Source organism: Brevundimonas sp. (assembly GCF_036676055.1).
GTDB lineage: Bacteria > Pseudomonadota > Alphaproteobacteria > Caulobacterales > Caulobacteraceae > Brevundimonas.
On the sequence record NZ_JAKFDS010000066.1, the window covers coordinates 58,710 to 69,899 of the forward strand.

Here is an 11,190-nt window from a genome sequence, read left to right on the forward strand (position 1 = left end):
CTTGAGGGAGGGTGCGGATTCGAAACTCGCTGGCCAGAAACCCTACGCTTACGTCAACGTCAAGTAATTTGCCCGAGAGCGCCTCGTCGGCGCCGGCTGTCCCGTACGCGGAACCGGCGCGATAACGCCGCTGTGTCAGCCTCCGGACGCTCCGGGAGTCCAGTTCGCGCGAACGACTCTCAGCTGGGCCACGCTTGGGAACGCGCGCGGCTTCCGGGACTTAACCGGCCATACCCCGCCAATTCCGAGGAGGAACGAGACATGGCCCAGACCTACGAAGAGATGGACGCTATCGCGATGCTGAAGGCCGACCACCGCAAGGTGGAGGAGATCTTCGAGCAGTTCGAGAAGGCGACCTCGAAGGCGAAGAAGCAGCAACTGGCCGAACAGGCCTGCCTCGAGCTGAAGGTGCACACCGCCATTGAGGAGGAGATTTTCTATCCGGCCTGCCGCGGCCAGATCGAGGAGGACCTGCTGAACGAGGCCTATGTCGAGCATGACAGCGCCAAACAGCTGATCAACGAGATCGAGGCCGGCGGTCCGGAAGAGGATTTCTACGACGCCAAGGTCAAGGTGCTGTCCGAGATGATCGAGCACCACGTCGAGGAGGAGGAGAAGCGCTCGGAGGGCATGTTCAGCCAGGCCCGCGCCGCCGGCCTCGACATGGACAAGCTGGCCGACGACATGCGGGCCCGCAAGGCGACGGCGATGGAGGAGTTCCAGGCCGGCAAGCCCGCCGAGACGCGGACCATGGAGGGCGACGATGTCGCCAGCGCCCTGACCGACCAGCCGCTGGGCGCCCCCCAGCGTTGAGGCCGGCTGTTTCTAACCGGACAGCCTGCGCGCTGGCCGCCCTCGCCGTGACGGCGGGGGCGGTCGCCTGCGCTCCGACGCCGCTGTTCGTGCAGACGGGCCCGCCCCCGACCCGGGCCGTAGTCGCGGTGGAGCCGCCGCGCGAAGCCCCGCCCTCGAACGCCGTCGAGACGCGTCTGCTGGCGGCCCACAACGCCGAGCGTGCGCGGACGGGCGTCCCGCCCCTGCGCTGGGCCGACAATCTGGAGGCCGAGGCGCGGGTCTGGGCGCAGGAGCTGATCGGCAGCAACCAGTTCCGGCACGATCCGGCGCAGCATGGCCATGGCGAGAACCTGTGGACCGGCTGGGGCGGGCGCGTCTGGACGCCGGAGGAAATGGTCGGCGAGTGGATCGCGGAGAAGGCGGAGTATCGTCACGACGTCTTCCCGAACGTCAGCCGGACCGGGAAGTGGAGCGACGTGGGCCACTACACCCAGCTGGTCTGGCGCGACTCGACCCATGTCGGCTGCGCGGTCGAGACCCGCGGCGACCGGTCGGTGCTGGCCTGCCGCTATGCGCCGCCGGGGAATATCGACGGGCGGCGGGCGTACTGAGACTCAGCTGACGTAGCCGGCCTGCATCAGTTCGGCGATGTGGACGATGGCGAGCGGGCGGTCGTCCTCGACCACCAGCAGAGTGGCGATCTTGTTCTGGGTCATCAGGTCGATGGCGTCGCTCATGCGGGCGTCGGGGGCGATGACCTTGGGCCGGGGGCTCATGATATCGGCCGCGGTCAGGCCCGCCGCGTTGTCGCGGCTGAAGGCGCGGCGCACGTCGCCGTCGGTGACGATGCCGGCCAGCCTGCCCTCGGCGTCGACCACGGCGGTCGCGCCCTTGCGGCCCTCGGTGATGGCGGAGACGACCTCGGCGAAGGTCGCGACCATCGGCACGGTCGCAGGGGCCGGCGGGCGGTCGCCCATCCAGTCGCGCACGCTCTGCAGGCTCATGCCCAGCTTGCCGCCCGGGTGATGCAGGCCGAAGGCCTCGGCGGTGAAGCCGCGCCGGTCCATCAGCACCATGGCCAGGGCGTCGCCGAGCGCCAGGGTCATCAGGGTGGAGGTGGTGGGGGCCAGGCCGTTGGGGCAGGCCTCCGCCACCTGGGGCATGGTCAGGCAGACGGCGGACGAGCGGCCGAGGAAGCTGTTGGGTCGCTGGGTCAGGCCGATGACCGGAATGCCCTCGCGCTGGCAGTAGATCAGGGGGTCGCGCAGTTCACGGCTCTCGCCCGAGTTGGAAATCGCCAGCAGGGTGACGTCCTTGCGCAGCATGCCGAGGTCGCCGTGGCTCATCTCCGCCGGGTGGACGAAGAAGGCGTTGGTGCCGGTCGAGGCGAGGGTCGCGGCGATCTTGCCGCCGATGTGACCCGACTTGCCCATGCCGGTGACGACCAGATAGCCCGTGCGGGACAGGATGATCTCGCAGGCCCGGGCGAGGCTGTCGTCGAGGCCGGCCTCAAGCGCCTTCAGGGCCTCGATGTTGAGCCGGATGACCTCGCGGGCGCGGGCCGTCATCGCGGCGGGATCGGCGGACAGGACGGGGCTGGTCGGTTCGGTCATTCCCGCGATGTGGCGCATCGGGCGCAGATTCACAATCGCCGGGGCCGGTCGGAAGATTGCTGCAATGCGAGAAAAAACGGTCCGGCGGTCAACCTTCGCCGCAGGACCGCGTTAGAAGGGGCCATGCGGACTTCAAACCTGATCACCGACGGCGCGCCCGCGCCGGTCGAGGCCCCATCGCATCTGTCGCCGCCACCCGCTCGCCTGCCCCGCCCCGCCGCGCTGTTTCTCGATATGGACGGCGTTCTGGCGCCGCTGGCCGCGACGCCGGACGCCGTCGTGCCCCATCCCGAGCGGACAGCGGCGCTGCGGTCCGTGGCGCGGAGGCTCGACGGCCGGGTCGCCATTCTCAGCGGTCGGACCATCGCCGAGATCGACCGGATCGCCGAGGCCAGCGCCGCCTCGGCCTCGGGCGTGCACGGCCTTGAGCGGCGGCGCGCGGACGGGTCGCTGCACCGCGCCGAGGCGGCGCCGGAGGTGCGCGACGCCGTCGCCGCCTTCGAGGCCTTCGCCCGCACCCGGCCGGGCATCATCGTCGAGGACAAGGCGGTGTCGGCCGGACTTCACTATCGCGGCGCTCCGGACGAGGCCGGGGCGGCGCTGGCCCTGGCCCGCGATCTGGCTGACCGTACCGGCCTGACGATGCAGGCCGGCAATCTGGTGGTGGAGCTGAAGACGCCCGGAACCAGCAAGGGCACCGCGCTGAACGCCTTCATGCAGGAGCCTCCGTTCGCCGGAGCCGTTCCGGTCATGTTGGGCGACGATCTGACGGACGAGGACGGCTTCCGCGCCGCAGAGGCCGCCGGGGGCTTCGGCGTGCTGGTAGGGCCGCCCCGCGAGACCGCCGCCCGCTACGGCCTGCCCGATGTGGACGCCGTGCTGGCCTGGCTGAACGCCGTCGAGGAGCATGCATGACCCCGAACCTGGACCTCGCCCCGATCGGCAACTGTTCGATCAGCGCCCTGATTGACCGCAACGGCCGTTACGTCTGGGCCTGCGCCCCGCGGGTGGACGGCGACCCGGTGTTCTCGGCCCTGATGGACGGGTCCGATCCGGGACACGGCTTCTGGGACATCGAACTGGAAGGACTGAAGCACGTCAGCCAGGAGTACGTCCGCAACACGCCGGTGCTGCGCACGGTGCTGACGGCGGAGGACGGGGCCGTGGTCGAGATCATCGACTTCGCGCCCCGCCACCCCAAGCACAGCCGCACCTATCGACCGCTGGCCTTCGCGCGGGTGGTGCGGCCGCTGGAGGGGGCTCCGCGCATCAAGGTGCGGCTGCGCCCGTCAGCCGACTGGGGGGCGCGGCCGGCGGAAAAGACCAGCGGGTCGAACCACATCCGCTACATGTGCACCGACGTGACCTTCCGGCTGACCACCGACTGTCCAGTATCGCATATCCTCAACGAGCGGGTGTTCCGGCTGGAGCGGGCGCACGCCTTCTTCTTCGGTCCCGACGAGGGCTACGATCAGGACGTCGGCCCGGGGGTCGCGGCGGCGCTGGAGCGCACCGTCGCCTATTGGCAGGACTGGGTGCGGACCCTCTATCTGCCGCTGGACTGGCAGGAGGCGGTGATCCGCGCCGCCATCACCCTGAAGCTGTGCGCCTATGAGGAGACCGGGGCGATCGTCGCGGCGATGACCACCTCGGTGCCCGAGTTCCCGGAGAGCGGGCGCAACTGGGACTACCGCTACTGCTGGATCCGCGACGCATACTATGTGGTCCGGGCCCTGAACCGGCTGGGGGCGGTCGACATCCTCGAGAACTACCTCGGCTATCTGCGCAACCTGGTCGACAACGCGGCGGGCGGCCACGTGCAGCCGGTCTATGGGGTCGGACTGGAGCCGGGCATCGGCGAGCGGATCGTCGAGAGCGTCCAGGGCTATCGCGGCATGAAGCCGGTCCGCATCGGCAACCAGGCCCACGAGCACCTGCAGCACGACGTCTACGGGCAGATCGTGCTGCCGCTGGTGCAGGCCTTCTACGACCAGCGGCTGCTGCGCCCAGGGACGATTGACGACTTCTACGCGCTGGAGAAGGTCGGCGAGCGGGCGTTCGCGATGCACGACCAGGTCGACGCCGGCCTGTGGGAGTTCCGCACCATCGCCCGGGTTCACACCTATTCCTCGGTGATGTGCTGGGCCGCCTGCGACCGCCTGGCCAAGGCCGCGGACCATCTGGGCCTGCAGGCGCGGGCCGAGATCTGGGGCGAGCGGGCGGCGATCATCCGCGCACGGATCGAGGCCGAGGCCTTCGTGCCCGACGAGGGGCGCTTCGCGGCCAGCTTCGGCAACAGGGAGCTGGACGCCTCGCTGCTGCAGCTGACTGACCTCGGCTTCCTTGATCCGATGGACCCTCGGCAGGTGAAGACCTTCGAGGCCATCGAACGGGACCTGAAGAAGGGTCCCTACCTGTTCCGCTACATCGAGCCGGACGACTTCGGGGAGCCCGAGACGGCGTTCAACTTCTGCACCTTCTGGTTCATCGAGGCGTTGCACCTGAACGGCCGCACGGAGGAGGCGCGGGCGATCTTCGAGGAGATGTTGAGCCGGCGGACGCACGCCGGCCTCCTGTCGGAAGACATTTCGTTGGGGGACAACGAACTCTGGGGCAACTACCCGCAGACCTATTCGCTGGTCGGGATGATCAACTGCGCCGTCCTGCTGAGCCGCTCGTGGACGGACGCCCGATGAGCAACTTCAACGCGATCCCCGGGGACCTTGCGGGCGAGACAGCGGTTTCGACCCCATGAGCCGCCTGATCGTCGTCTCCAACCGCGTGTCCGCGCCCAAGGACCCCGCCGCCGGATCGGCCGGCGGCCTGGCCATGGCCCTGTCGGCGGCCTTGAGGAAATACGACGGCCTGTGGTTCGGCTGGTCGGGCGAGACGGTCGAGACCTTTGTCCCGGAGGCCAAGATCGAGGACCGCGCCGGCGTGACCGTCGCCCTGGTCGATCTCGAGGCCCAGGACGTCGACGAATATTACAACGGCTACGCCAACAAGACCCTGTGGCCCCTGTTCCACCACCGGGTCGACCTGACCGCCTATGAGCGATCCTATGGCGAGGGCTATGAGCGCACCAACGCCCGCTTCGCCGAGGTGCTGGCGCCGCTGATCGAACCCGACGACCTGATCTGGATCCACGACTATCACATGATCCCGCTGGCCCGGGATCTGCGGCGGCTGGGCGTGAAGAACCGGATCGGCTTCTTCCTGCACACGCCGTGGCCGGCGCGGCAGTTGCTGGTCACCCTGCCCCACCACCGGCGGCTGGTGGAGTCGATGTTCGACTACGACCTGATCGGCTTCCAGACGCGGGAATGGCTGGACCTGTTCCGGGACTATGTCGCCTCGGAACCGAGCGTGCACGGCCGGCTGCTGCCCAATGACGCGCTGGAGGCCTTCGGCAAGACCGTGCAGACCGGCGTGTTTCCGATCGGCATCGACGTCGAGGGCTTCCTCGCGGCGCGCAATTCGACCTTCGGCAACCGCACCTATGACCGGATGGCGGCCTCCGCGGCCTTCCGGTCGATGATGGTGGGCGTCGACCGGCTGGACTATTCCAAGGGGCTGGAGGAACGGCTGCTGGGCTATGAGCAGTTCCTGCGCGACAATCCCGATATGCGCGGCGAGGTCTTCCTGCTGCAGGTGACGCCGATCAGCCGCGACGACGTCGACACCTACCAGGACATTCGCGCCCGGCTGGACGCGCTCGCCGGACGGATCAACGGCGAGTTCGCCGACATGGACTGGCAGCCGATCCGCTATCTGAACCGGACCTACCGCCGGGATCAGCTGGCCGGGATCTATCGCGCCGCCCGGGTGGGACTGGTGACCCCGCTGCGCGACGGCATGAACCTGGTGGCCAAGGAATATGTCGCGGCCCAGAACCCGGACGATCCGGGCGTTCTGGTTCTGTCACGTTTCGCCGGGGCGGCCGAGCAGATGGGCGAAGCCTTGCTGGTCAATCCGTTCAGCCGCGAGGAGCTGTCGGACGCCATCAAGCGGGCGCTGACCATGCCGCTGGCCGAGCGCAAGCGGAAGTGGGAGTGCCTGATGCAGGTGGTGCGCGATACCGACGTCGGCGTCTGGCGCGACGACTTCGTCGCCTCCCTGCGAGCCGTGGTGAACCCCGCCGACGGCGACATGGGAGCCGCCGCCGACGCGGCCTGAACGAGATCAGGCGACCTCAGCCACAACGGGCGGCGTTCCATCCTTCGCCGTCGCCGTCGTGTTGGCGGGGCGGTCGAGCACCCGATCCAGATAGTCATCAAGCGCCGGGCTGGGCGGGCAGAAGTCCCGCGCCCAGGCCAGGGAGCTGCCGACCATGACGTCGACCGCGGTGAAGCGCTGTCCCATCAGATAAGGCCCCCGCTCCAGCGCGCCGAGCAGCCGTGCAATGACGGCGTCATAGCGGGCCCGGACCTTCGCATCGCCCTCGGTCGCGCCGCTGATCCGGGCCCAGAAGGCCGGCTCCATCTCGCCGGCGACCCAGGTCAACCATGTCAGATAGGCCCCGCGCTCCGGCGAGCCGACCGGCGCGCCCAACGCGGCCTGCGGGAACAGATCCGTCAGATACAGCGCGACCGCCGCCGACTCGGTCACCAGCACGTCGTCATGCAGCAACGCCGGGACCTTGCCGTCAGGATGCGGGTTGCGCGGATCCCGGGCGCCAGACCCGTCCATGCGGGCAATGTCGCAGTAGCAGATGTCATAGGAGACCCCGATCTCTTCAAGCAGCCAGACCAGCCGCGACGATCGGGACCAAGGGGCATGGAACAGGGTCAGCATGGGAACTCTCCTTTTTGGGGGCGCTATCGCTCGCGACGCCGCCGCTCGCTGCTTGAGCGCGGACCGCCGACAGCGATTGACTACTGCCACCCTGCTGACAGCATGCTGTCAGCAGCGGGGGTTCAGGGTGAGCGAATGAGACGCGCCGACCGGCTATTCCAGATCATCCAGGTGCTGCGGCGGTCGGCTAAGCCGCTGACGGCCGACGCCATTGCCGCCGAGCTGGAGACATCGAAGCGGACCATCTATCGCGACATCGCCACCCTGATGGGCCAGCGGGTGCCGATCCGCGGCGAGGCCGGGCTGGGCTATGTGCTGGAGGGCGGCTTCGACCTGCCGCCGTTGATGCTGACGTCGGACGAGATCGAGGCGGCCGTGCTGGGGGCCCAGTGGGTGGCGGGGCGCGCCGATCCGGCCCTGGCCCGGGCGGCCCGGGATCTGGTGGCCAAGATCGCCGCCACCGTGCCGGAACGGCTGCGGCCGGTGGTGCTGGAGCCGGCCGTTGCGAGCCCGCCCGTCTGGGAGCCGCGCAAGGACGAGGTGCTGGACATGGCCCGCGTGCGGGCGTCGATCCACGCCGGCCGCAAGCTGGAGCTGCTCTATCGTGACGAACAGGAGCGCGAGAGCCGGCGGGTCATCTGGCCGTTCCTGATCGGCTATCGCGAGACGACCCGGCTGCTGGTGGGCTGGTGCGAGCTGCGCGGCGACTTCCGCACCTTCCGCACCGACCGGGTGGTCGAGGCCGGGTATATGGACGAGCGCTATCCCGGCCGCCCCGCCGTCCTGCGCGCCCGCTGGCTGGCGGCCAAGGAGGCCGAGTGGAAGGCCCGGGGCTGCGACGGCCCCCCGCCGGCCCGGCCTCAATAGATTTCGATCAGGCCCGCCGCCCCCATGCCCCCGCCGACGCACATGGTGACGACGCCGTATTTCGCGCCCCGGCGCTTTCCTTCGATCAGCACATGGCCGGTCATGCGCGCGCCCGACATGCCATAGGGGTGGCCGATCGAGATGGCGCCGCCCGAGACATTCAGCCGGTCGTCGGGGATGCCCAGCCGGTCGCGGCAGTAGATCACCTGCACCGCGAAGGCCTCGTTCAGCTCCCAGATGCCGATGTCATCGACGGTCAGACCATGACGCTCGAGCAGACGGGGCACGGCGAAGACCGGGCCGATGCCCATCTCGTCCGGCTCGCAGCCGGCCACCGCCATGCCGCGGAAGGCGCCGAGCGGCTGGAGCCCGCGTCGCGCGGCCTCCCCGGCCTCCATGATGACGCTGGCCGAGGCGCCGTCCGACAGCTGGCTGGCGTTGCCCGCAGTGATGTAGCGCCCCTCCTTGATCGTCTCGCCGCCGCCGAAGACCGGCTTCAGCGAGGACAGGCCTTCGAGGGTGGTGTCAGGACGATTGCCTTCGTCCATCGCCAGGGTGACTTCCTTCGGCGAGGCCTGGCCGGTCGCCTTGTCGACGACCTGCATGGTCGTCGTCATGGGGACGATCTCGGCGTTCAGCCGCCCGGCGGTCTGGGCCTCGGCGGTGCGTTGCTGGGAGCGCAGGGCGTATTCGTCCTGGGCCTCGCGGCTGATCCCGTAGCGGGCGGCGACGACCTCGGCCGTTTCGAGCATCGACATATAGATGTGCGGCTGCAGCTTCAGCAGCTCGGGGTCGCGCAAACGGGAGAGGTTCATATTCTGGTTCTGCACCAGCGATATGGACTCCAGGCCGCCCCCGACCGCGACGATCTGGCCGTCGTGGATGACCTGTTTCGCCGCCGTGGCGATCGCCATCAGACCGGAGGCGCACTGGCGGTCGAGGCTCATGCCCGCCGTGGTGACCGGCAAGCCGGCCGCCAGCGCGGCTTGCCGGGCGACGTTCGTCCCGGTCGAGCCCTGCTGAAGTGCGGCGCCCATCACCACGTCCTCGATCTCCGCCGGATCGACGCCGGACCGCGCCACGGCGTGGCGGATGGCGTGGCCGCCGAGCTGCTGGGCCTGGGTGTCGTTGAATGCGCCGCGATAGGCCCGGCCGATCGGGGTGCGGGCGGTGGAGACGATGACGGCTTCACGCATGGGAGTTCTCCGGTTCTTCGAAAGGCAGGTTAGCCGCCTGCCGCCACGTCAACGCAAGCCATCAACCCTTGTGCGCGGCCTGGGCCTTGGTCAGCTCGGTGAAACCCTGGGCCGCGCCCATCTCGGGCACGATCTCGCCCGCGCGGTCAGATATCTCGGCGAAGCGGGCCGCAACCTGCTCAGGCGCGTCATCGCCGGCGATCCACGCCCCCTGGGTCAGGGTGACATAGGCCCGCTCGAAGCCGCCTGCCCCGGCGGCGAGGATGCAGCGGCTCGGCGCGTCGTCGCTGACCAGATACAGCAGGCCCGGGGTGACCATTTCCGGTCCCAGCAGCTCCAGCGGCAGGCGGGCGCCGAGATCCTCGGTCATGCGCGTGTGGGCGGTGGGGGCCAGGCAGTTGACCCGGATGTCGTTCTTCGCCCCCTCGATCGACAGGGTCTGCATCAGCCCGACGAGCGCCATCTTGGCCGCGCCGTAGTTGGACTGGCCGAAATTGCCGTACAGGCCCGACGAGGAGGTAGTCATCACGATGCGACCGAAATTCGCCTCGCGCATGTGATCCCACACCGCCTTGGTGCAGTTCACCGCCCCCATCAGGTGGACGTCCACGACGAAGCGGAAATCCTCCATCTCCATCTTGGCGAAGGTCTTGTCGCGCAGGACGCCGGCGTTGTTCACCAGAATGTCGATCCGGCCCCAACGGTCCATGGCGGCGCCGACCATGGCCTGGACGGCGGCGGCGTCCGTCACCGAGGCGGCGTTGGCCATGGCTTCGCCCCCGGCCGACTCGATTTCCGCCACAACTGCCTCCGCGGCGGTCGCCGAGCCGCCCGATCCATCCCGTGCGCCTCCCAGGTCGTTGACGACCACCCTGGCGCCGCGCCTGGCCAAAGCCAGCGCGTGCTCCCGCCCCAGCCCGCCGCCCGCGCCCGTCACGATCGCCACCCGGCCGTCGAACCTCATCGCCATCGGTCTCTCCTTGTGAATCTTCCCGCAATCCCTAGCAGGCGTCCCGCCCCGGGACAGCCCCGTCTCAATGTGTTGAAACGGCGCCACAGTCGCCGCATTCCGAGCGAAAACAAGGAACCGGAACCGTACAATGCCGTTCGGCTCCGGAGCGTCCCGTGTAAAGCGTGGGCATTCGGGCAACCTTGAGTGTGAGGGATATCATGAAGGTGAAGCTATTAGCCGGCGTCGCGATGGCGGGGCTGTTCGCAGCCGGCGCCGCGTCCGCCGATCCGAACGGCTGGTACGGCGCGATTGACGCCGGTTACCACACGGCCGATGCCGAGACCGCCTATGGTTACGACATCGAAGTGGACGACGACTGGGCCGGCTTCGCCCGGCTGGGTTACCGGTTCACGCCGAACTGGCGCGTCGAGCTCGAAGGCGGCTACCGCCCCGGCGAGATCGAGGCGATCAACGTGGCCTCCTCGGGCGCCGCGGCGATCTGCAACGCGGTTCCGGCGGTGGGTCCCTGCGAAGGGCCCGAGGGCGACCTCAACGCCACCTCGCTGATGATGAATGTCATCTACGACTTCGGCAACGCCGACTCGACCCTGCGTCCGTTCATCGGCCTGGGCGCCGGCGTCAACCGGGTCAACACCGAGTTCCTGGGCACCTATGCGGTGAACCGCGTCGTCGCCATCGGCGCCGACGACAGCTCGACCGACCTGGCCGCGCAGGCCATCGCCGGCCTGTCCTGGGCGCTGAGCAACCGGGCCAGCCTGGACCTGACCTACCGCTACCTGATGTCGAACTTCTCGTTCGACACCTTCTCGTCGGTCCCGGCCGGCGATCTGGGCGAGCTGGAAGGCCGTTACACCGACCACTCGATCAGCCTGGGCCTGCGCTATGCGTTCGGCGCGGACGAGCCGGCCTATGTGCCGCCTCCGCCGCCCCCGCCGCCGCCGCCGCCCCCGCC

General features: G+C 69.1%; 11 protein-coding genes. 7 read left to right on the forward strand and 4 right to left on the reverse strand.

Annotated elements, in window-relative coordinates:
• The first annotated feature begins 261 nt into the window (after nt 1-261).
• Nucleotides 262-813: a hemerythrin domain-containing protein gene (locus V6M45_RS11805; protein WP_332656655.1), complete on the forward strand. Its 552-nt coding sequence runs from the start codon at nt 262-264 to the stop codon at nt 811-813.
• 47 nt (nt 814-860) lie between these two features.
• Complete coding sequence (locus V6M45_RS11810; protein WP_332656657.1) at nt 861-1,406, forward strand: CAP domain-containing protein; 546 nt, start codon at nt 861-863, stop codon at nt 1,404-1,406.
• A gap of 3 nt (nt 1,407-1,409) precedes the next feature.
• On the opposite strand, the gene V6M45_RS11815 is transcribed toward V6M45_RS11810, so the two are convergent.
• Nucleotides 1,410-2,426 carry a KpsF/GutQ family sugar-phosphate isomerase gene (locus V6M45_RS11815; protein ID WP_332656659.1) on the reverse strand — a complete coding sequence of 339 codons (1,017 nt, stop codon included), beginning with the start codon at nt 2,424-2,426 and terminating at the stop codon, nt 1,410-1,412.
• Between the two features lie 105 nt (nt 2,427-2,531).
• Here V6M45_RS11815 and otsB point away from each other — a divergent pair, with 105 nt between their 5' ends.
• The 3 genes from otsB to V6M45_RS11830 are packed head-to-tail and all read left to right on the forward strand — an operon-like array spanning nt 2,532 to nt 6,584.
• Nucleotides 2,532-3,323 (forward strand): trehalose-phosphatase, encoded by a 792-nt coding sequence (gene otsB, locus V6M45_RS11820; RefSeq protein ID WP_332656661.1) that lies wholly within the window; start codon nt 2,532-2,534, stop codon nt 3,321-3,323.
• A complete protein-coding gene (locus V6M45_RS11825) occupies nt 3,320-5,104 on the forward strand; it encodes a glycoside hydrolase family 15 protein (protein ID WP_332656663.1) in 1,785 nt (594 codons plus the stop codon). The genes otsB and V6M45_RS11825 overlap by 4 nt, the downstream gene beginning before the upstream one ends.
• Nucleotides 5,105-5,159: 55 nt before the next feature.
• Nucleotides 5,160-6,584: an alpha,alpha-trehalose-phosphate synthase (UDP-forming) gene (locus V6M45_RS11830; RefSeq protein WP_332656664.1), complete on the forward strand. Its 1,425-nt coding sequence runs from the start codon at nt 5,160-5,162 to the stop codon at nt 6,582-6,584.
• A gap of 6 nt (nt 6,585-6,590) precedes the next feature.
• Here the strand turns inward: V6M45_RS11830 and V6M45_RS11835 are convergent, their stop codons facing one another.
• Complete coding sequence (locus V6M45_RS11835) at nt 6,591-7,202, reverse strand: glutathione S-transferase family protein (RefSeq protein ID WP_332656665.1); 612 nt, start codon at nt 7,200-7,202, stop codon at nt 6,591-6,593.
• A gap of 135 nt (nt 7,203-7,337) precedes the next feature.
• On the opposite strand from V6M45_RS11835, the gene V6M45_RS11840 reads away from it, so the two are divergent.
• The gene (locus V6M45_RS11840; RefSeq protein ID WP_332656667.1) at nt 7,338-8,069 is read left to right on the forward strand and encodes a helix-turn-helix transcriptional regulator; all 732 of its coding nucleotides are present in this window, start codon (nt 7,338-7,340) and stop codon (nt 8,067-8,069) included.
• Here the strand turns inward: V6M45_RS11840 and V6M45_RS11845 are convergent.
• Nucleotides 8,063-9,265, reverse strand: coding sequence for an acetyl-CoA C-acyltransferase (locus V6M45_RS11845; RefSeq protein WP_332656669.1), 1,203 nt, complete (start codon nt 9,263-9,265; stop codon nt 8,063-8,065). The genes V6M45_RS11840 and V6M45_RS11845 overlap by 7 nt on opposite strands.
• 61 nt (nt 9,266-9,326) lie before the next feature.
• Entirely contained in the window at nt 9,327-10,235 is a 909-nt protein-coding gene (locus V6M45_RS11850) for an SDR family NAD(P)-dependent oxidoreductase (protein WP_332656671.1), read from the reverse strand.
• 200 nt (nt 10,236-10,435) lie between these two features.
• Here V6M45_RS11850 and V6M45_RS11855 point away from each other — a divergent pair.
• A partial coding sequence (locus V6M45_RS11855; RefSeq protein ID WP_332656673.1) for an outer membrane protein occupies nt 10,436-11,190 on the forward strand: 755 nt, incomplete at its 3' end.

Excerpts from the sequence above, each read along its gene's own strand:
- V6M45_RS11805 (WP_332656655.1), top strand. The coding sequence starts at position 262 with ATGGCCCAGACCTACGAAGAGATGGACGCTATCGCGATGCTGAAGGCC.
- V6M45_RS11815 (WP_332656659.1), bottom strand. The coding sequence starts at position 2,426 with ATGCGCCACATCGCGGGAATGACCGAACCGACCAGCCCCGTCCTGTCC.
- otsB (WP_332656661.1), top strand. The coding sequence starts at position 2,532 with ATGCGGACTTCAAACCTGATCACCGACGGCGCGCCCGCGCCGGTCGAG.
- V6M45_RS11825 (WP_332656663.1), top strand. The coding sequence starts at position 3,320 with ATGACCCCGAACCTGGACCTCGCCCCGATCGGCAACTGTTCGATCAGC.
- V6M45_RS11830 (WP_332656664.1), top strand. The coding sequence starts at position 5,160 with ATGAGCCGCCTGATCGTCGTCTCCAACCGCGTGTCCGCGCCCAAGGAC.
- V6M45_RS11835 (WP_332656665.1), bottom strand. The coding sequence starts at position 7,202 with ATGCTGACCCTGTTCCATGCCCCTTGGTCCCGATCGTCGCGGCTGGTC.
- V6M45_RS11840 (WP_332656667.1), top strand. The coding sequence starts at position 7,338 with ATGAGACGCGCCGACCGGCTATTCCAGATCATCCAGGTGCTGCGGCGG.
- V6M45_RS11845 (WP_332656669.1), bottom strand. The coding sequence starts at position 9,265 with ATGCGTGAAGCCGTCATCGTCTCCACCGCCCGCACCCCGATCGGCCGG.
- V6M45_RS11850 (WP_332656671.1), bottom strand. The coding sequence starts at position 10,235 with ATGGCGATGAGGTTCGACGGCCGGGTGGCGATCGTGACGGGCGCGGGC.